This is a genomic window from Lysinibacillus sp. RC79, assembly GCF_041262405.1.
GTDB lineage: Bacteria > Bacillota > Bacilli > Bacillales_A > Planococcaceae > Lysinibacillus.
This window is the reverse complement of record NZ_JBGCCD010000003.1, coordinates 143464-165479: the sequence shown is the minus strand read 5'-3', so window position 1 is coordinate 165479 and position 22016 is coordinate 143464. Positions and strand designations below refer to the sequence as shown.

General features: G+C 38.4%; 18 protein-coding genes. All 18 read left to right on the top strand.

Annotated features, from left to right (window positions below):
- Window positions 1-9 precede the first annotated feature (9 nt).
- Complete coding sequence (locus ABH968_RS04525; RefSeq protein ID WP_370042850.1) at window positions 10-2076, top strand: chemotaxis protein CheW; 2067 nt, start codon at window positions 10-12, stop codon at window positions 2074-2076.
- Between the two features lie 27 nt (window positions 2077-2103).
- The gene (locus tag ABH968_RS04520) at window positions 2104-2550 is read left to right on the top strand and encodes a chemotaxis protein CheW (RefSeq protein ID WP_370042849.1); all 447 of its coding nucleotides are present in this window, start codon (window positions 2104-2106) and stop codon (window positions 2548-2550) included.
- A gap of 9 nt (window positions 2551-2559) precedes the next feature.
- Window positions 2560-3192: a chemotaxis protein CheC gene (locus tag ABH968_RS04515; protein WP_370042848.1), complete on the top strand. Its 633-nt coding sequence runs from the start codon at window positions 2560-2562 to the stop codon at window positions 3190-3192.
- A complete protein-coding gene (locus ABH968_RS04510; RefSeq protein WP_370042847.1) occupies window positions 3193-3699 on the top strand; it encodes a chemotaxis protein CheD in 507 nt (168 codons plus the stop codon).
- The gene (locus ABH968_RS04505) at window positions 3699-4073 is read left to right on the top strand and encodes a hypothetical protein (RefSeq protein ID WP_370042846.1); all 375 of its coding nucleotides are present in this window, start codon (window positions 3699-3701) and stop codon (window positions 4071-4073) included. The genes ABH968_RS04510 and ABH968_RS04505 overlap by 1 nt, the downstream gene beginning before the upstream one ends.
- 267 nt (window positions 4074-4340) lie before the next feature.
- Window positions 4341-5111: a FliA/WhiG family RNA polymerase sigma factor gene (locus tag ABH968_RS04500; RefSeq protein ID WP_370042845.1), complete on the top strand. Its 771-nt coding sequence runs from the start codon at window positions 4341-4343 to the stop codon at window positions 5109-5111.
- A 37-nt stretch (window positions 5112-5148) separates the two neighbouring features.
- Window positions 5149-5457: an RNA polymerase subunit sigma gene (locus tag ABH968_RS04495; protein WP_370042844.1), complete on the top strand. Its 309-nt coding sequence runs from the start codon at window positions 5149-5151 to the stop codon at window positions 5455-5457.
- Window positions 5458-5466: 9 nt separating this feature from the next.
- Window positions 5467-6063 carry a hypothetical protein gene (locus ABH968_RS04490; protein WP_370042843.1) on the top strand — a complete coding sequence of 199 codons (597 nt, stop codon included), beginning with the start codon at window positions 5467-5469 and terminating at the stop codon, window positions 6061-6063.
- A gap of 157 nt (window positions 6064-6220) precedes the next feature.
- Window positions 6221-6940, top strand: coding sequence for a 30S ribosomal protein S2 (gene rpsB / locus ABH968_RS04485; RefSeq protein ID WP_049668466.1), 720 nt, complete (start codon window positions 6221-6223; stop codon window positions 6938-6940).
- A 101-nt stretch (window positions 6941-7041) separates the two neighbouring features.
- Entirely contained in the window at window positions 7042-7929 is an 888-nt protein-coding gene (tsf, locus tag ABH968_RS04480) for a translation elongation factor Ts (RefSeq protein WP_370042842.1), read from the top strand.
- A 419-nt stretch (window positions 7930-8348) separates the two neighbouring features.
- Entirely contained in the window at window positions 8349-9074 is a 726-nt protein-coding gene (gene pyrH, locus ABH968_RS04475; protein ID WP_370042841.1) for a UMP kinase, read from the top strand.
- A complete protein-coding gene (gene frr, locus ABH968_RS04470; RefSeq protein WP_370042840.1) occupies window positions 9074-9631 on the top strand; it encodes a ribosome recycling factor in 558 nt (185 codons plus the stop codon). Before pyrH ends, frr begins: the two co-directional genes overlap by 1 nt.
- A gap of 931 nt (window positions 9632-10562) precedes the next feature.
- Window positions 10563-11357 carry an undecaprenyl pyrophosphate synthase gene (locus ABH968_RS04465; protein WP_370042839.1) on the top strand — a complete coding sequence of 265 codons (795 nt, stop codon included), beginning with the start codon at window positions 10563-10565 and terminating at the stop codon, window positions 11355-11357.
- Complete coding sequence (locus ABH968_RS04460) at window positions 11354-12151, top strand: phosphatidate cytidylyltransferase (protein WP_370042838.1); 798 nt, start codon at window positions 11354-11356, stop codon at window positions 12149-12151. Before ABH968_RS04465 ends, ABH968_RS04460 begins: the two co-directional genes overlap by 4 nt.
- A 141-nt stretch (window positions 12152-12292) precedes the next feature.
- Complete coding sequence (gene dxr / locus ABH968_RS04455; RefSeq protein ID WP_370042837.1) at window positions 12293-13438, top strand: 1-deoxy-D-xylulose-5-phosphate reductoisomerase; 1146 nt, start codon at window positions 12293-12295, stop codon at window positions 13436-13438.
- Between the two features lie 45 nt (window positions 13439-13483).
- Window positions 13484-14749, top strand: a complete 1266-nt coding sequence (rseP, locus tag ABH968_RS04450; protein ID WP_370042836.1) for an RIP metalloprotease RseP — start codon at window positions 13484-13486, stop codon at window positions 14747-14749.
- Window positions 14750-14949: 200 nt separating this feature from the next.
- Complete coding sequence (locus tag ABH968_RS04445; RefSeq protein ID WP_370042835.1) at window positions 14950-16656, top strand: proline--tRNA ligase; 1707 nt, start codon at window positions 14950-14952, stop codon at window positions 16654-16656.
- Window positions 16657-17145: 489 nt separating this feature from the next.
- A complete protein-coding gene (locus ABH968_RS04440) occupies window positions 17146-21477 on the top strand; it encodes a PolC-type DNA polymerase III (RefSeq protein WP_370042834.1) in 4332 nt (1443 codons plus the stop codon).
- Window positions 21478-22016: the final 539 nt, after the last annotated feature.

Here is a 22016-nt window from a genome sequence, read left to right as displayed (position 1 = left end):
TGTCCTCTTATGGAAGTCAATCAATATTTAGAGATGTTTATTGAAGAAAGTAAAGACCATTTACAAGCGTGTAGTGAACATTTATTAGAACTAGAAAAAAATCCAGATGATCTGGCGATTGTTGGAGAAATTTTCCGCTCCGCGCATACATTAAAAGGTATGTCTGCGACAATGGGCTTTGAAGATTTAGCGGACTTAACTCATAAAATGGAAAATGTGTTGGATGCGATCCGAAACGAGAAAATCCATGTTTCTCCTGAAATTTTAGATGTTGTCTTTGAGTCTGTAGACCATCTAGAAGAAATGGTGATGGACATTGCGAATGGTGGAGATGGAAAACGTGATGTATCTTCGACTGTTGCTCAATTAAAGCGTATTGAATTAGGTGAAGAAGCGATTTCTGAAGTCGTAGGAACTATTGAGACACCAGCTACTGCTGTAGCAAGTATGTTAGAGTATGACGGCTTCGAACAAACAGTTATTTCACAATCTGCTGAGCAAGGTTTCAATGCATTTGAAATTTCAGTGAAATTACGTGAGGACTGTCTTTTAAAAGCAGCACGAGTATTTATGGTGTTTGAGATTTTAGAAAAAGATGGGGATGTTATTAAATCAAGTCCATCTGTAGAAAAGCTTGAAGACGAACAGTTCGATCAACAATTTTACGTAGCTTTCGTAACAAAAGAATCTGCCGAAGATATGCAGAAAAAGATTATGAAAGTTTCGGAAGTCGAAGAAGTGATTGTCTCAACTATCGAACAAAAGCAATATAGTGAAAAAGAACAAGCAATTCAAGAAGTAGCAGCAACAGCTACAGTAGAAGCGGTGGCTAAACCTGCTACTGCACCTGAAAAAAATACTGCAGCACCTGAACCTGAAAAAGCAGCAACTCCTGCTAAGGCTGATAAAAGCCATGCGCCTGTTGGTAATAAAACAATTCGTGTTAATATCGAGCGACTTGATATATTAATGAACTTATTTGAAGAGCTTGTGATAGATCGAGGACGACTACAGTCTATTGCAACTGAGGTTAACCATGGAGAGTTAAATGAAACAGTAGAACGCATGAGCCGTGTCATGGGTGACTTACAAACGATTATTTTAACGATGCGTATGGTTCCGGTTGAAACAGTATTCAATCGCTTCCCGAAAATGATTCGTCAATTATCTCGTGATCTAAACAAGAAAATTAACCTCGAAATTATTGGTGCTGAAACAGAATTAGATCGTACAGTAATCGATGAAATTGGGGATCCTCTTGTTCATTTAATTCGTAATTCTGTTGACCACGGTATTGAAAATCCTACGGCTCGTCTTGCTAAAGGTAAACCAGAAGAAGGAACGGTTGTACTGCGTGCTTATCATAGTGGTAACTATGTCTTTATTGAAATTGAAGATGATGGAGCAGGTATTAACCGTGAAAAAGTACTTGCGAAAGCTATTTCTAAAGGTATTGTTACACAAGAACAATCATATTCAATGTCAGATAAGCAAATCAATGAGCTTATTTTAGCTTCTGGTTTCTCAACGGCAGATGTTATTTCTGACGTATCAGGCCGAGGCGTTGGATTAGACGTTGTTAAAACAACGATAGAATCATTGGGTGGAAATATTTCAATTGAATCTACACAAGATGTAGGCTCAGTATTCTCGATTCAATTACCACTAACATTATCGATTATTTCTGTCATGCTAGTAGAAATCGAAAAAGAAATTTATGCAATTCCACTTTCATCAATTATTGAAACTTCAATTATCCGTTCATCAGAAATTATGAATGCGCATAATCAAAAAGTAATCGACTTCCGTGGCAAAGTAGTACCACTAGTATTCTTAGAAGAAATCTTTGAGGTACCTCGCAAAGAACTACAGGATGACGAATTCCATTCAGTAGTCATCGTTCGAAAAGGTGAAAAACTTGCTGGTTTAGTTGTGGATTCATTCATTGGCCAACAAGAAATTGTTCTGAAATCATTAGGAAATTACTTAACGAATATCTTTGCAATTTCAGGTGCAACAATTTTAGGTAACGGGAAAGTAGCCTTAATTGTGGATTGTAACGCACTTATTAAATAAGGTGAATGAATAAGAGAGGTGTAAACAATGACAAATGCAGTGGAACAAGAAAGTATTAAAGTAATTGTTTTTCAATTAGCCGATAAAGAATATGCGATTCCAGTGTCACATGTACAAGGGATTGAAAAACTAATGCATATTACACGTGTACCGAAAACGGCGAAATATGTAAAAGGTGTTATTAACCTACGTGGTGTCGTAACGCCAATTGTGGATTTACGTGAACGATTTGAATTACCTGTCTCTGAGCATGAAGAAACAACACGTATTATCATTATTTCATTAGAAGATATGGAAGTAGGTTTCGTCGTAGACTCTGCAAATGATGTGTTAGACATCCCAGCTGACTCAATTGAACCACAGCCCGAAGTGGTAGGTTCACTGGAAGAAGAGTTTATTTCAGGAGTGGCTAAAATAGATAAAAGATTATTAATTTTATTGCATTTAGAGAAAGTACTAAATCCACTAAAGTAGGGATCTATAATGACATATAATCAAAAGATTACATCACTACATTTAGATGTATTGAAGGAAATTGGTAATATAGGTGCTGCGCATGCTGCGACAGCACTTTCCAATTTACTTGGTAAAAAAATTGATATGCGAGTACCAAAGGTTGAAATGGTGTCATTTAATGACATGATGGAGCTTGCTGGAGGATCTGAAAATGTCGTAGTTGGAATCTATCTTCGCATTGAAGGTGATGCTCAAGGTAGTATGTTCTTTATCCTGCCAATTGAACAGGCAAATCGTTTTATTCGTCGTCTCATATTTGATGAATCATTCGACTTTAAAAAACGACCTGTTTCAGAGTTAGGTTTATCAGCTATGCAGGAAATGGGTAATATTTTATCCGGCTCTTATTTATCGGCATTATCTGACTTTACGAATTTAAAAATTTATCCAACTGTGCCAGGACTAAGTGTTGACATGTTTGGTGCTATTATTAGTATTGGCTTGATTGAATTATCACACGTTAGCGATAATGTTATCGTCATAAACACATCCATTTTTGAAGACGGTGTAGAGGATCAGGAAACAGTAAGAGGGCATTTCTTCTTATTACCAGATCCAGACTCATTTGATGCTATTTTTAAAGCATTAGGAGTTTCGTAGATGATACTAAACAGTAGTAATGGGCAAGTTATCAAAGTTGGAATTGCACAAATGGATGTAGTAAAGTTACCAAATACGATAAGAACATCAGGTCTTGGGTCTTGTGTAGGTGTTATTTTATATGATGAATCAAAAAAAATTGCTGGTTTAATACATGTGATGTTGCCGGATTCGAGTTTAGGTAGACAAGAGTCAATAAATGTGGCTAAATTTGCTGACACAGGCATTGCGGCAATGATTGACTTATTAAAGTTAGAAGGCGTTCAAAAATTCAAGCTAAAGGCAAAAATTGCGGGTGGTGCGCAGATGTTTCAATTCACTTCAGATAAAGACTCCATGCGCATCGGTCCACGTAATGTAGAAGCTGTAAAGCATGAACTAAAGCGTCATGGAATTCGTTTAGTTGCCGAAGACACTGGTGGTAATAGTGGTAGAACAATTGAATTTAATCCTGCGACGTCTACATTACATATTCGAACGGTTAACCAAGGAGTGAGCGAAATATAATGTTTGGTTCTATTTTTTATAACCTATGGGGAGCGTTATTGGCCTTTTCTCTATACTTTTTTATTACATTTCAAAAACCCTATACACCACTACGTATTATCATAGGGTCATTTGTGGCGGGAATATTTGTGTTTTTCGTCATGTATATTGTAAGGTTTTTAATTGCCTACGTTTTATTCACACCAGAGGGTGATGAAGAAGTCGTTGAAGGTGAGTATGAAGAAAACGAATCCGACAATCACGAGGAAGAAAATCAAGAAACACCGACGGCCAACTCTGCCGTTGAGTTTCAAGATGAAAGCTCAGAAGAAATTGCTCAGGTTGTACGAACGATGATGAATCGTGAGGATGATCCGCAAGTAAATAATGCTTAAAAATGGGAGTCGCTAGTAGCGGCTCTTTTTTATAGTTATCTTAATTCTTTTGCATTAGTAAGTTTTGACTATAACCAAACTAAAAAATGCCCGACACATAAATGTAAAGAATCTGTGATAGAGTAGGAGAAACAAATGAAATTATAGTCGATTTTTGTTATAATAATAGGAAAGAATTACAGAATGAACTAGTTAATAAACATCAAGGTAATATAAGACAGTGGCAAACAGACGCGTAAATGCGTTTTTCTTAGAGAGGTGGATTACATGACACAACCAATTCTGAACGATGAACAAAAGCTGTGGAACCGCTGGATAAATGAACGTGATCCAGATGCTGGTGATTTACTTATAAAAAAATATATTTCTCTAGTATCATATCATGTACAACGCATTGGAGCGAGCTTACCAAAGAATGTATCGCGAGACGATTTAACGAGCTTAGGTATGATAGGTCTTTTTGACGCGTTGAATAAATTTGATATTAATAGAGACTTGAAATTTGATACATATGCCTCTTTTAGAGTAAGAGGAGCAATTATTGATGGTTTACGTAAGGAAGATTGGTTGCCACGCTCCGCACGTGAGAAGGCGAAAAAGTTAGATGCACAGATTGAACAGTTAGAACAAAAATATATGCGTCATGTAACACCTGAGGAACTTGCGGAACATATGGCTTTACCTGTTGAGGACGTTTACCAAACTGTACAAGAGCATTTCTTTTCAAATGTTCTTTCCATTAATGAGCAGCAAGATCAAGATGAGACTGATGGAAAGTCATTTGTTATTCGTGATGACACGACTAAAACACCTGAACAAGCTGTCGTTAAGTCAGAATTGCTTGGGGATTTAGCGGAAAATATCCAAAAGCTCAATGATAAGGAGCAGCTGGTGCTTAGTTTATTTTATTCTGAGGAATTAACATTAACAGAAATTGGAGAAATGCTTGAATTATCTACATCACGCATTTCACAAATCCACTCTAAGGCGTTATTAAAGCTACGGAAATTATTATCCAATGAAATGATTAATGCATAATAATCCTTATATACATATCATTTAAGGAGGGAGTCACATGAGTTTAAAGGGTGTCGAATTACAAATAGCTATTCCAAAAACGTTTGAAGCAGGAAAAATGGCTGATCAGGCACAACAACAAACTTTGGCTCAGCAAGCACATGCAAATGAAGCGTTAAAGAAAGAAATAGAACGCAAGCAAAAAGTTGTGAATACTTCAGAGGGTATGGATGGGATTAGTGAAGATGAAGAAGCAGGTGGCGAGTATATAAAAGGTACTCGAAAAAAGAAAAATAAGGATGACGAGAAGCGAGAAAAGCAGGCGCAGCATCCGTTTAAAGGGAATTTCGTGGATTTTAGTGGATAGGAGTTTACTATGACAATCATACTAATTGCGGTTCTATTTATTTTACAGCTAATTTCATTTTATTTCCTTATCATATTAAATACGAAGCTAGCAAAATTTAAGGACTTAGAAAAGAAACAGGAGCGCTTAATGCGTGAAATGGATGATACCATCAGTGTCTATTTAGCTGATATGAAAGATGAAAATGATCGCCTAATTCAAGAGCTGCAAAGAGTTTCTAAGTCTGAAACTCAAACGAATGCTGTGAAACAGGAAGAACAGATTGTGAGACAAAAGGAGCAGGAGCAACCACCTTCTCTGACAAAGGAAAAAAGTACAGTAGACGGTTCTATTAGTCTAGATAATGAACAGCGTATTTATGTGCCCAAAAATATCGTAGCCAATGCTTATTCACGTCAGCAGCAAACTGGGGCTAAAACTGAAGCGAAGGTGGTACATTCGGACCAACAAGCAACTGATGCAACCAAAAAGCAAGAAGCTAAGCCATTAACAGTGGAACAACAAGTTGTTGAATTAGCGAAACAAGGTAAAACACCAGAAGAAATTGCAAAGCAGCTTCAAAAAGGAAAAACAGAAATCGAGCTTTTATTGAAATTTCATCACTAAAACAGTTGCGAATGGGGTAAAGCTATGATATAGTTGCAAATGGTGTTATTAATACACACGCATTTTGATGTAGTAAGTGGTGCTCTAAGCTTAGGGTAGCTTGTTGCAAGTGATAAATGCGGAGGATAAAAACCAAACATACTAGGAGGAAATACACATGTCAGTAATTTCTATGAAACAATTACTTGAAGCTGGTGTACATTTCGGTCACCAAACTCGTCGTTGGAACCCAAAAATGAAGAAATATATCTTCGTTGAGCGTAACGGGATCTACATCATCGACTTACAAAAAACTGTTAAAAAATTAGAGGAAGCTTATGACTTCATGCGTCAAGTTGGTCAAGACGGTGGTAAAGTTCTTTTCGTTGGTACGAAAAAACAAGCACAAGAAGCGATCAAAGATGAAGCTGAACGTTCAGGCAACTACTACATCAACCAACGTTGGTTAGGTGGTACTCTTACAAACTTCGGTACAATTCAAAAACGTGTTGCACGTATGAAAGCAATCGAAAAAATGGAAGAAGACGGAACTTTTGAAGTTCTACCTAAAAAAGAAGTAATCCAACTTAAAAAAGAACACGAACGTCTAATCAAATTCTTAGGCGGTATCCGTGATATGCACGCTCTTCCAGACGTAATGTTCGTGGTTGACCCACGTAAAGAACGTATTGCTGTTGCAGAAGCTATTAAATTAAACATCCCTCTAGTAGGTATTGTTGATACAAACTGTGATCCAGATGAAATCGACTACGTAATTCCTGCTAATGATGATGCTATTCGCGCTGTTAAACTTTTAACTGCTAAAATGGCTGACGCTTTAATCGAGTCAAAACAAGGTGAAGAGGAAGCTCCAGCTGTAGAAGCTGCTGCTGAGTAATTCACGTTTACAAAAAGGTGATAAGTGGCTCAAAACCCTTATCACCTTTTTTAGAACCTATCACTAAAATTTGTAGAACCAATTTGAGGAGGAAACACTAAATGGCAAACATTACTGCACAATTAGTAAAAGAATTACGCGAAAAAACTGGCGCTGGAATGATGGATTGTAAAAAGGCGTTAGTACAAACTGATGGCGATTTAGATGCTGCAATCGACTTCCTACGTGAAAAAGGACTTTCTTCAGCTGCTAAAAAAGCTGACCGTATCGCTGCAGAAGGTACAACTTACATTTTAGAACAAGGTAACGAAGCAATCATCCTAGAAGTAAATGCTGAAACTGACTTCGTTTCTAAAAACGATAAATTCCAAGTATTAGTTGCTTCATTAGCTGAACAATTACTTGCTGCTAAACCTGCAACAGTTGAAGCTGCATTAGAGCTTGCAAATGCTGAAGGTGTAAAAGTTGTTGACCAAATTTCAACAGCAATTGCAACAATTGGTGAAAAAATCACTCTTCGTCGTTTCGAAGTGAAAACAAAAACTGATGCAGATGCATTCGGTTCTTACCTACACATGGGCGGCCGTATCGGAGTATTAGTATCTTTAGAAGGCTCTACAGATGCTTCTGCTGCAAAAGATGTTGCTATGCACATCGCAGCTATTAACCCAACTTATGTTTCTCGTGATGAGGTTTCTGCAGCAGAGGTTGAACGTGAGCGTAAAGTATTAACTGAACAAGCTCTTAACGAAGGTAAACCAGAAAACATCGTAGCAAAAATGGTTGAAGGCCGTCTTGGTAAATACTTCGAAGATGTTTGCTTACTTGACCAAACATTCGTTAAAAACTCAGACCAAAAAGTACGTGACTTCGTTGCTTCAACTGGCGGTTCAGTAAATGGCTTCGTACGTTACGCTGTAGGTGAAGGTATCGAAAAACGTGAAGATAACTTTGCTGAAGAAGTAATGAGCCAAGTTAAAGGTAACTAATTTAGCTTGCGTTTGATCCTAACCAAATAATATCTAGATTTTCTAGACAAAAAATGGGGAACACAACATAGCGTGTTCCCTATTTTTCCGAAATGAACGAAAAAAAGATATAATGGGTTCATTCACCAAAAGTTGTGGATGACATTTGTTGAAACGTATGCTATGTATATAAGTTGATTGGAGTGGAGGCTGGGCGACTCCTTGGCGGCTCATCGGACGCCCCCAGGAAGCTCTGCTCTGCGCGAAAGCGAAGCGTCAGCAACAAAGCGCCCAGTCGGAACGGAAATCAACCACACGTTATGGTGATGAGCCATATAATTTTCTATTCTGCCTTATTCATAACTAGCAATTATTGTTATTTATACTATAATGGAAAAGGGAATAGAGATGTTTTAAATAAAGTCTGACGGAGGTTTACAATGAGTGTGCCACAATATAAACGAGTAGTTATAAAATTAAGTGGTGAAGCGTTAGCTGGAGAAGCGGGCTTCGGTTTATCACCAAAAATAATCAAGTCTGTTGCAGAAGAAGTAAAAGAAGTAGTAGATCTTGATGTAGAAGTTGCTGTTGTTGTAGGTGGCGGTAATATATGGCGTGGGAAAATCGGTAGCGAAATGGGGATGGATCGTGCAGCAGCCGACTATATGGGTATGCTAGCAACGGTTATGAACTCATTAGCGTTACAAGATGCACTGGAAAAATTAGGGATTGAAACACGTGTGCAATCTTCTATTGTAATGACACAAGTAGCAGAGCCATATATTCGCCGTAAAGCAGTTCGTCATCTAGAGAAAAAACGCGTAGTAATTTTTGCAGCAGGTACGGGTAACCCATTCTTCTCTACTGATACTACAGCTGCGTTACGAGCAGCTGAAATCGACGCAGATGCGATTTTAATGGCAAAAAATAATGTAGATGGTGTTTATTCTGCAGATCCGAAAGTAGATGCAACTGCCGTTAAATATGAGACACTCACTTACTTAGACGTTATTCAACAGGGCTTACAAGTAATGGATTCAACAGCTTCTACTTTATGTATGGATAACGATATTCCGTTAATTGTCTTCTCAATTACGGAACCAGGTAATATTAAACGTGCCGTACAAGGCGAGAAAATTGGAACAGTTGTTAGGAGGAATGTATAATGTCTAAACAAGTTTTAGAACAAGCTAAAGAAAAAATGAACAAAACAATTGCTGCTTTTACACGTGAACTAGCTTCAATCCGTGCAGGTCGTGCAAATGCTGCTCTATTAGATCGCATTATGGTTGAATATTATGGTGCACCAACACCAATAAATCAACTTGGTGGTGTTTCGGTACCAGAAGCACGTTTATTAGTTATTACACCTTACGATAAAACAATTTTAGGTGAAATCGAAAAAGCGATTATGAAATCAGATATTGGTATTACACCAACAAATGATGGATCTGTTATTCGTTTAATGATTCCTGCTTTAACAGAAGAGCGTCGTAAAGATCTTGTGAAGCAAGTGAAAAAAGAGGCAGAGGATGCAAAAATCGCTGTACGTAATGTTCGTCGCGATGCTAATGATGATCTAAAAAAACTTGAAAAAGCTGGCGAAATCACAGAAGATGATCTACGTGGCTACGGTGAAGATATTCAAAAATTAACGGATGAATTCATTGTTAAAGTAGACCAAGTAACGAAAGATAAAGAAAAAGAAATTCTAGAAGTGTAAGCAACTATTCGCTTTGCATATCTATGATGGAACTTTTTGATGAGATGAAGGCGTCCTATAAATATCAGGACGTCTTTTCTCTTTACTTTTAAATTATTATGTAAAAGATGTAGTAAAGTCTTATACATTAAACTTTAACTTCTTTCATCAGAAGTCCCCCACCTCTATGGGTGGTGAGATGAATGCGGATTTAAGCTACTTTTCAGCGGATGTCCAAACACCTGATGAAAGAGGTTAAAGCCTCCGGCGGATGTCACGGAATCGGAGAGGAGTTCTTAGGGGATGTTAGCCTAAAACCATCGCATCCATGCGATAACGGCTAACTGACCTGCATCGGTAAAAACGCCACGTCCTGTGGCATTACCGAAATGACCGACATCGTGTCGGCCCTCGTGCAGGCCTAAGCACAAAGCCGATTCCGGACGCAATTATGCCGAGGCATAATTGATTAGTTTTAGGGAAATACCTTTCATCTATTTTTACTTTCTTTTAAGATTAAGAAGAACTGTTCTTTACTTAAGCGAAATACATTATTGAAGATTGAACGAAATAAGGGAAACACCTCTTAATAAGTTTTCTAGCCTTTCTTTATAAAGGGATCATCACCAAAAGCTGGGGATGACATTTTGTTAAAACGTATGTCATGAGGATAAGTTGATTGGAGTGGAGACTGGGCGACTCCTTGGGGATTAGCGAAAGAGGAACGAAGGCTAAAAACATCACGTCCTGTGATAACGCCTTCGTCAGCAACAAAGCGCCCAGTCGGAACGGAAATCAACCCCACGTTATGGTGATAAGCCTAAAATGTGTGTTGTTCTAAAATAAGGTAGTTCATACATAGTCAATTTAGAGGGAAAAAAAAGACAAAAAGCGCTTTTGTTTGTTATGATAGGTTAGTATACGTCCGATTAGTTGTAGTGGGGGAGTTAGCATGTTTAAAAAGCTATTAGGTAAACAAATAAATATGGATTCACTATCATTGGAGGAACGTGTTGCCCTTGCTAAAAACGAGCCGATTCCTAACCATGTAGCGATTATTATGGACGGAAATGGACGTTGGGCGAAGAAGCGTGCCATGCCACGTATTGCTGGGCACCATGAAGGTATGAAGACGGTACGAAAGGTAACTAGATTTGCATCAGATCTAGGTATTAAAGTTTTAACGGTGTATGCGTTCTCTACAGAGAATTGGAAGCGACCAAAAACAGAGGTCGATTTTCTAATGCGTTTACCTGTAGAATTTTTAGGTTCCTTTTTACCTGAAATGATGGAACGCAATGTACGTGTTGAAATGATAGGCGATCCATCTTTGTTACCAGCACATACGCAAAAAGCGTTGTACGAGGCGATGGAGGAGACGAAGCATAATACAGGGTTAATTCTAAATTTTGCTCTGAATTATGGAAGTCGTTCGGAAATGGTTAGCGCCATGAAAATGATGCTTCAAAAGGTGCAGGACGGTCAATTAACGATGCAAGACATAACGGAAGAATGCTTGACATCTCATTTAATGACGGCTCATCTGCCAGAGCCGGATTTATTAATTCGTACAAGCGGTGAAGTGCGATTAAGTAATTTTATGTTATGGCAGCTCGCCTATACAGAATTTTGGTTTACAGATACATTGTGGCCAGATTTTAGTGCGGAAAACTTACTGGAAGCGGTGGAAAACTACCAGAAACGTAATCGCCGTTACGGTGGGTTGAAGGGAGAAGAAACAACTTGAAACAACGAATTATCACGGCAATAATTGCAGCAGCGCTATTTATTCCATTTGTTATCTATGGAAAAGTGCCATTTACAATACTTGTACTTGCAATGGCTGTTGTCGGCTTTTATGAAATACTAAAAATGAAAGGTATTTCACTTTTTTCAGTGCCTGGTTTTTTAGGGCTACTAACATTAATACTACTTGTTATACCAAAGAACTGGTCGAGTAAGGTAGTAGATGCAATTGGCTATTCCTCCGATTTAATGGTTGTGTATGGTCTAATGATGCTATTGCTCATATACGTAGTCCTTGTAAAAAATAAAATTACATTCGATGAAGTTGCATTTATTTTATTAGGTGCGTTTTATGTCGGGTTAGGCTTCCATTACTTAATCGAAACACGAAGCTATGGTCTAGAGTTTGTCGTATATTGTTTACTTGTAGTTTGGACAACTGATTCAGGTGCATATTTTGTTGGAAGAAAGATAGGCAAAAATAAGCTATGGCCTGAAATCTCACCGAAGAAAACCGTGGAAGGTTTTGTAGGGGGAATTGTCATTGCAGTAATTTTTGCTGTTGGGATGCAGGCAATTTATCCATTTGCGCATGGCTATGTCTCACTTATTTTCATTACAATCTTTGCGTCAATTATTGGTCAAATGGGCGATCTAGTGGAATCGGCTATAAAGCGTCATTTTGACGTAAAGGATTCAGGAAATATTTTACCTGGGCATGGCGGTATTTTAGATCGCTTTGATAGTCTATTGTTCGTCGTGCCTTTACTACATTTTTTGCGTTGTTTTTGGTAGCTAGGAACAATAGCGTTCAGTCGGAATCGAAATCAACTCTACGTTATGGTGATGTGCCATAACAATAGCATTTTCCTCTAAACAGAGTGATAATAATCGTGCTATATCATTTGCTGAGATAGAAAAAGGGGACAATTTGTCGTGAAAAAAATTAGTTTACTTGGTGCAACTGGTTCAATCGGTTGGCAAACCTATGATATTTTAACAGAACAACGCGATGCCTTTCATTTAGTGGCATTTTCTTCAGGAAAAAATATCGAAAAAACTCGTGAAATGATTGAAACTTTAAAGCCTGAGCTTGTATCTGTTCAATTAGAAGAAGATGCAATTATGCTCGCTAAAGAATATCCACAAGTACACTTTACGTTTGGTGCAAAAGGGCTTGTAGAGGTCGCTACACACCCTGATTCAACGGTGCTTGTAAACGCGGTTCTTGGAAGTGTTGGACTAGAATCAACATTAGCTGCAATTCGCATGGGCAAAACAATTGCCATCGCCAATAAAGAAACACTTGTAACCGCTGGACATTTAGTGATGGCAGAGGCCAAGAAATATAATGCAACAATTTTGCCGGTTGATAGTGAGCATTCTGCGATTTTCCAATCGATGAATGGTGAGAATCCGAAAAATATTGAACGTTTAATTATTACAGCTTCTGGTGGTAGCTTCCGTGACAAAACACGCGAGGATTTGAAGCATGTAACGGTTGCGGATGCACTAAATCATCCGAACTGGTCAATGGGTGCGAAAATAACGATAGATTCAGCTACAATGATGAATAAAGGACTAGAAGTCATTGAAGCACATGTCTTATTTGATATGCCTTATGATAAAATTGATGTACTTTTGCATAGAGAAAGTATTATTCACTCCCTAGTTGAGTATCATGATACTAGTGTCATTGCACAGCTAGGTACGCCGGACATGCGTGTACCTATCCAATATGCATTAAGCTACCCAGATCGTATGCCGCTGCATAACGGACAACGACTTAATTTAGCACAAATTGGTCAGCTACATTTTAAAGAAATGGATTTTGAACGTTATCCAGCATTGCGACTAGCATATGAGGCTGGGCGCACAGGCGGTACAATTTTAACAGCGATGAATGCAGCGAATGAAGCGGCAGTTGCGGCATTTTTACAAGGGAAAATAACATTCCTTGAAATTGACGAAACGATTGAGCGTGTAATGCAAGCACATAACAACATATTAGTGCCAGATTTGCAAACAATTTTGCATGTAGACAGTGAAACAAGAAAAACAGTGTTAGACATGGTAAAATAAAGAGAGAAGATATCGTTAACTATTCGCTTTTAAAGGTGGGGTATTATGCAAACAGCTATTGCATTTATTTTAATATTTGGCCTACTTGTATTCTTCCATGAATTTGGTCACTTCTTGTTCGCGAAACGAGCAGGAATTATGGTTCGAGAATTTGCAATCGGTATGGGACCAAAAATTTATGGGAAAACACATGGTGAAACAATCTATACGCTACGTTTATTGCCGATTGGTGGTTACGTGCGTATGGCTGGTGAGGACATGGATGGCGCCGAATTACAGCCGGGCTATCGAGTAGGGCTTATTGTAGATGAAGATAATGTGGTAAAGAAAATTATCTTTAATCAAAATAATAAGCAATTACCAGATCTATTATTTTTAGAAGTTGAGCGTGCTGATTTAGAAAAGGATTTGTTTGTAGAAGGCTATGATGAAGAAGAAAAATTAGTTCGTTATAATGTTGCAAGAGATTGTATTCTCGTAGAAAACGGTAAAGAAACGTTAATTGCACCATATGATCGTCAATTTAACGCTAAAACAGTCGGTCAACGAGCAATGACAATCTTTGCAGGCCCGTTATTTAACTTTATATTAGCTTTTATTATTTATATGCTGATTGGATTAATTCATGGTGTGCCTACGTATGAACCAATCATCACAGAAGTAGTAGAAAATGATCCAGCCGCACAAGCAGGAATGCTTGCAGGCGATAGAGTAACTGCCATCGATGGACAAGTAGTTGATAAATGGCAAGATTTAGCTGCTTTTATACAAGATCATCCAAGTGAAGACATTACTGTAACAGTTGATCGAAATGGTCAACAAGTTAACCTAAATATGAAGGTAAAAGAAAAAATAGAACAAAATGGCGAAAAATATGGTCAAATAGGGGTTAAGTATGAAAGCCCGCGTGAATTTAATCCATTAAAGGCTGTTGTTTATGGCGCTCAAGAAACTTATAATATGACTGCTCGAATATTTGAATTGCTTGGTATGTTAATTACCGGTAAATTCACGATAGATGCTCTATCAGGTCCAGTAGGGATTTATAAAGCGACAGAGCAGGTAGCTCAATATGGATTCATCAATTTAATGAATTGGGCTGCGATGTTAAGTATTAACCTTGGCATTATGAACTTACTACCGCTTCCAGCACTTGACGGTGGTCGTCTATTATTCTTTGGCTTCGAAGCAGTAAGAGGTAAACCAATCGATCGTCAAAAAGAGGGTCTTGTGCATTTTGTAGGTATCGTACTATTGATGATCTTAATGGTCGTAGTTACATGGAACGATATACAACGATTCTTCTTTTAACTAAATGAAGTGAAGTTAAGTTTTTCAAGTAAAACATATTTAGAAGAAGCCATGACGTCTGTTGCAATTACGCCAAGGTGAAAATTGATTGAAATAACATAGCTTTGAGCGCAATTTTTTTGAAACATTGCGTTCAAAGCTAAATTTGTTTATGCTAATTAGAGTATAAAAACTTATCTATTAAAAAGGTGGAACACTGAATGAAGCAAAGTAAAGCATTTATCCCAACGCTACGTGAAGTACCTGCTGATGCAGAGGTAAAATCACATAAACAATTACTACGTGCAGGGTTTATTCGTCAAAATACAAGTGGGGTATACTCGTATTTACCGCTTGCAAAACGTGTGTTAACAAAAATAGAAAACATTATTCGTGAAGAGATGGAAGCAATCAATTCAATTGAGCTTTTAATGCCTTCATTACAATCTGCGGAACTTTGGCAGGAATCAGGCCGCTGGGAAAAATATGGTCCAGAATTAATGCGTTTAAAAGACCGTCATGATCGTGATTTCGCATTAGGGCCAACACATGAAGAAGTGATTACAACTTTAGTACGCGATGAAATTAAATCATATAAAAAATTACCATTAACACTTTATCAAATTCAAACTAAATTCCGTGATGAAAAGCGTCCTCGCTTTGGTTTACTACGAGGCAGAGAGTTTATTATGAAAGATGCATACTCTTTCCATGCTTCGCGTGAAAGTTTAGATGAAACATATGATGATATGTATCGTGCCTATTCAAATATTTTCTCTCGTCTTGGTTTAAACTATCGTGCAGTTATTGCAGATGCAGGCTCAATTGGTGGGAAAGGTACACATGAATTTATGGTGCTTTCTGAAATTGGAGAAGATACAATTGCATACTCTGACACGTCTGATTATGCGGCGAACATCGAAATGGCAGAAGTTCTTGTAGACTATCAACCATCAGATGAAGCATTAAAAGAGCTTGAAAAAGTGACAACACCAGATCAAAAAACAATCGAAGAAGTATCAGCTTTCTTAAATGTTGAACCTTCAAATGTCATTAAATCATTAGTGTTTGACGTTGATGGTGAATTAGTGGTTGTACTTGCTCGTGGAGATCACGAAATTAATGATATTAAGCTGAAAAATGCGCTTAATGCTGGTTCTGTTGAACTTGCTAGTGAAGCGGCAATCCGTGATTTATTAGGCTGTGGAGTTGGTTCAATCGGTCCTGTTAAATTACCAGTAGACGTAAAAGTAGTAGCTGACAATGCTATTAAATCGATTCGTAACAGTGTAGCCGGTGCAAATGAAGATGGTTTCCATTTAGTAAATGTTAATCCAGAGCGTGATTTTGCAGTGAATGAATACGTAGATATTCGTTTCATTCAAGAGGGTGATCCATCTCCAGATGGACAAGGAATTATCAAATTTGCAGAAGGTATCGAGGTTGGTCATATTTTCAAATTAGGAACAACTTACTCTGCAAAAATGAATGGTACATTCTTAGACGAACAAGGTAAGGCACAGCCATTTATTATGGGATGCTATGGTATTGGTGTATCACGTATTTTAGCTGCTGTTGCAGAGCATTTCCAAGATGAAAATGGTTTTGTTTGGCCAACACAATTAGCTCCGTATGATATCCATGTTGTACCTGTTAATACAAAGGATGAAACACAGGTTGCCTTGGCTGATGAGCTTTATGGTTTATTGAAATCATACCGTTATGATGTGCTATTAGATGATCGTGCTGAGCGCGCTGGGGTTAAATTTGCAGATGCTGATTTAATTGGCTTACCTGTCCGTGTAACAGTAGGTAAAAAAGCAACTGAAGGTGTTGTTGAAGTGAAATTCCGTCAAACAGGTGAAACGTTCGAATGGAAAAAAGAAGAGGTCATTGATCGCTTAAATGAATTTTTTCGCAAAAATTAACTTCTTTCAGCGGGAGTCTCCCATCTCTATGGTGGTGAGATGAATGCGGGTTTTAAGCTCCTTTTCAGTGGGTGTCCAAACACCCGCTGAAATAGAGGAACTCAGGCTAAGAACTTCACATCCTGTGAAAACGCCTGAGTGACCAGCATCGTGCTGGCCTAAAGCCTCCGGCGGATGTCACGGAATCGGCTTTGTGCAAGCACAAAGCCGATTCCGGACGCAATTATGCCGAGGCATAATTGATTTTTTCCTTTAGAATGGCTTGTCCCAAAAAGGATGTAAATGGCATTAAATAGATAAAAGATTCGCGCCACTTCTCGGGGACAGCGAGCCAAGCATGAATTCATAGATGTTTAGGATTTGTGAGGCTTGACGGTCGCCCGTGGAAAGGGAGCGAATTTTTTTCTTCAAATCGTAAATGTTGGTGAGGAATTATAACAAGGGGCTTTTAAGATTGCTTGCCTCTTTCTGAAAGTAGGTGTCAATAGATTGGAACAGCAACAAGAAGCAAGAACTAGGTTTCAAATGCTCTTGCAACAACTAGAGTTAACAGATGATGTGTATATGTCCTTTTTTGAGGAAGGTGAATTATCACGGTTAACTGTACACAAAAAGAATAGGCTATGGAATTTTTCTATTAAATTACGAGATGTACTTCCTTTTTCACTATACCAACTATTTCGTACTCGTTTGACTGAAAAATTTTCAACTATCGCTCAAATCCACACAACTTTTGATACAGTAGAGCAAAATGTTACGGAGGAACTTGTCCAACAATATTGGTTAACAGTAGTAGAGCAAATAGATGAGATGGCGCCAACTTTAAAACATTGCCTAGCATCGCAAATGCCTATGTGGAATGGGCAAAAAATTACTTTATCTTGCATGCAAGAAATGGAATTTATGATGCTGAAAACAAAGTATACAGAAAAGCTTTCCGAAAGCTATAGTCAATTCGGCTTTCCCCACATTGTGATAGATTTCGTGCTTCAAGATCAAACGGAAGAAATGGTTGCGGCACAGGAAGCTTTCATGGAGCAGAAGCGTTTAGAGGAAGCAGCTTTAGCTCAGCAAGCGATACAAGATTACCAAAAACGTGAGCAGGAGAAGAAAGAAAATCCAGCTATTGCCAACCTTGGCAACCGTCCATTCCAGCTTGGTATGTTAATTAAAGACGATGAAACTATGGAAATTAAACGCATTGTTGAAGAAGAACGTCGTGTTATCATTGAAGGATTTGTTTTTGATACGGAAATTAGAGAGCTAAAAAGTGGTCGCTCTTTATTACAAATAAAAATTACCGACTATACGGATTCTATCGTAGTAAAAATGTTCTCACGTGATAATGATGATGCAGAGCTTATGCAGCATTTGAAAAAAGGTATGTGGGTTAAAGTTCGTGGTTCTGTACAAACTGATACGTTTATCCGTGATTTAATCGTGATGGCAAATGATATTAATGAAATAAAAAAAGCAACACGTCAGGACCACGCACCAGAAGGCGAAAAACGGGTGGAGCTACATCTTCATACACCCATGAGTCAAATGGATGCTGTGACACCAGTTGGTAGACTTGTTGAGCAGGCTGCAAAGTGGGGTCATCCAGCCGTGGCTATTACCGACCATGCTGTTGTGCAATCCTTCCCAGAGGCCTATGCAGCAGGGAAAAAGCATGGCATAAAAGTTATTTATGGCTTGGAGGCTAATTTAGTAGATGATGGTGTACCGATTGCTTATGCATCTGAGCACCGCTTATTAGCTGATACTACCTATGTCGTGTTTGACGTAGAGACGACAGGACTATCAACTGCTTACGATACTATAATTGAGCTTGCTGCGGTGAAAATTAAAGATGGAAATGTGATAGACAAATACGAAAGCTTTGCCAATCCACATCACCCACTTTCAGCAACAACCATTGAACTGACAGGCATTACAGATGATATGGTACGAAACGCGCCAGAAGTGGAGCAAGTCATTAAGGAATTTCATGCATTTATCGGAGATGGCATAGTAGTAGCCCATAATGCATCGTTTGATATGGGCTTTTTATACACAGGCTATAAAAAATTTGGGCTGGAGGGAACAATTCATCCAGTTATTGATACGTTAGAGCTTGCCAGATTGCTTTACCCAACGATGAAAAACCATCGTTTAAATACACTTTGTAAAAAATTCAATATTGATTTAACCCAACATCACCGAGCTATATATGATACAGAAGCAACAGGTTACTTACTTTTACTGCTATTAAAAGATGCAGATGAATTAGCTATCAAATACCACGACGACTTTAATAAGCATATTGGTGGTGGGGATGCTTATAAAAAGGGACGACCAATGCACTGCACAATATTAGCAGTAGATAATGTTGGTCTAAAAAATTTATTTAAAATAGTTACCCACTCCCATACAAAAACGTTCTATCGTGTACCTCGTGTCACACGAGCGGTCCTAGAGCAATATAGAGAAGGGTTATTAATCGGATCAGGTTGTAATAATGGTGAATTATTCGAGACGATGATGAATAAATCCCCAGAGGAAGCAGAGCAAGTTGCGAGATTCTATGATTATATTGAAGTTCAACCAAAGGCCGTGTATGCACCGTTAATTGAGCGCAATGTCGTACGTGATGAATGGACGCTTGAAGATATTATTCGCAAGCTTGTAAAGCTAGGAAAGAAAATGGATAAACCCGTTGTAGCTACCGGTAATGTCCATTACTTAGATCCAACAGATGGGATGTTCAGACAAATTCTAATTGGCTCTCAAGGTGGCGCCAATATTTTAAATAGATCGAAGTTGCCTGAAGTTCATTTTAGAACTACTGATGAAATGCTTGAAGAATTTGATTTTTTAGGACCGGATCTTGCGAAGGAAGTTGTTGTTACCAACTCTCAAAAAGTCGCCAATATGATAGGCGATGTAAAGCCAATTAAAGATGATTTATATACACCAAAAATTGAAGGCTCAGATGATGAGGTTACAAATTTAACCTATGAAATGGCTCATCTTATATACGGAGAAGAGCTTCCAGAAATCGTAAAGGCCCGAATTGAAAAGGAATTAAAATCAATTTTAGGACATGGTTTCGGAGTAATTTATTTAATTTCTGCAAAGCTTGTGAAAAAATCATTAGCTGATGGCTATTTAGTAGGTTCCCGTGGTTCAGTTGGATCTTCACTAGTAGCGACCTTTATGGAGATTACTGAAGTAAATCCACTTCCACCTCATTATATTTGTCCAAATTGTAAGCATTCCGAGTTTTTTAATGATGGTTCAGTAAGCTCAGGCTTTGACTTACCAAATAAAGATTGTACGGAATGTGGAACACCGTATAAAAAGGATGGGCAAGATATCCCATTCGAAACGTTCCTTGGCTTTAAAGGAGATAAGGTACCTGATATCGATTTGAACTTCTCCGGGGAATATCAACCACAAGCTCATAACTATACGAAGGTACTATTCGGTGAAGATTATGTATATCGTGCCGGGACAATCGGTACTGTTGCGGAGAAAACAGCTTATGGCTATGTAAAGGGCTATGCCAATGATAACAATCTACATTTCCGCGGTGCCGAGGTAGATCGATTAGTGCAAGGCTGTACAGGCGTTAAACGTACATCAGGACAGCACCCTGGAGGAATTATCGTAGTACCAGATTATATGGATATTTATGATTTCTCACCAGTGCAATTCCCTGCGGATGCACAGGATGCAGAATGGCGTACAACGCACTTTGATTTCCATTCCATTCACGATAATATTTTAAAGCTCGATATACTTGGGCACGATGATCCGACTGTGATTCGGATGTTGCAGGATTTATCAGGGATAGATCCAAAAACGATTCCAACTGATGATCCAGTCGTTATGAAAATCTTTAGTTCTCCAGAATCTTTAGGCGTAACAGAAAAACAAATTGGCTGTAAGACAGGAACACTTGGCATTCCTGAGTTCGGTACCCGTTTTGTACGCCAAATGCTTGAAGATACAAAGCCATCAACATTCTCGGAGCTCGTGCAAATTTCAGGACTATCTCACGGAACAGACGTATGGCTTGGTAACGCGCAAGAGTTAATTCAAAACGGTACTTGTGTGCTGAAAGAAGTAATCGGCTGTCGTGACGATATTATGGTGTATTTAATTTATCAAGATCTAGAACCGTCACTGGCGTTTAAAATTATGGAATCCGTGCGTAAAGGGAAAGGATTATCTGAAGAATTTGAAGCGGAAATGCTGGCGAATAAAGTACCAGGCTGGTATATCGAATCATGTAAAAAGATAAAATACATGTTCCCGAAAGCCCATGCTGCAGCTTACGTGTTAATGGCAGTTCGTATTGCATGGTTTAAGGTACATTTCCCAATTCTTTATTATGCAGCGTATTTCACAGTACGTGCAGATGATTTTGATTTAATTGCCATGGTACAGGGCCCGCAAATGATTCGTACAAAAATTGATGAAATCAATCTGAAGGGCTTAGATGCTTCAACAAAAGAAAAAAACTTATTAACTGTAATGGAACTAGCACTTGAAATGTGTGAGCGTGGTATGAGCTTCCAGAAGGTGGACTTATATCGTTCACATGCTAGTGAATTTATCATTGATGGGAACACTTTAATTCCACCATTCGATGCGATTCCTGGACTTGGTACAAACGTTGCTAAACAAATTGTAGCAGCACGTGAGGACGGAGAATTTTTATCGAAGGAAGATTTACAGCAACGAGGACGAGTATCCAAAACATTAATAGAATATATGGATCAATTGGGTTGTTTAGAAGGAATGCCTGATGCCAATCAGTTATCACTTTTCTAAAATAGAAAGTTAGTCTGAAGGCATTTTCATCATTAACGAATAACTTATCTGCCTTATGTTCAAATTAAGGCTTATAAAGTTGAGGATGACATTTGTTAAAATGTATACCATGTATAAAAGTTGGTTGGAGTGGAGGCTAGGCGACTCCTTGGGGATTAGCGTCACAGATGAGACCCTGGAGCGAGCACATAGGGGAACGAAGGCTAAAATCATCACGTCCTGTGATAACGCCTTCGTGACCAACATCCTGCTGCTGCCGCTACGTTAGCACTACGCTTTCGCGCAAAAAACATCTGTTGCCCCAAGCGGCACATCGGACGCCCCCAGGAAAGCGCCTAGCCGGAACGGAAATCAACTCCCATGTTATGGTGATGAACCCTAATTTAAGCAAAAAAATCAATTTCCAGACGCAATTATGCCGAGGCATAATTGATTAGATGTCTAGAAAAAGGAAATTTGCATTGTGCTGTAAACTATGCTATTCTTATGGTAATAATTTGTTGATATTTTTCCAGCAAAAGAGTGGGGCCTTCCCGCTC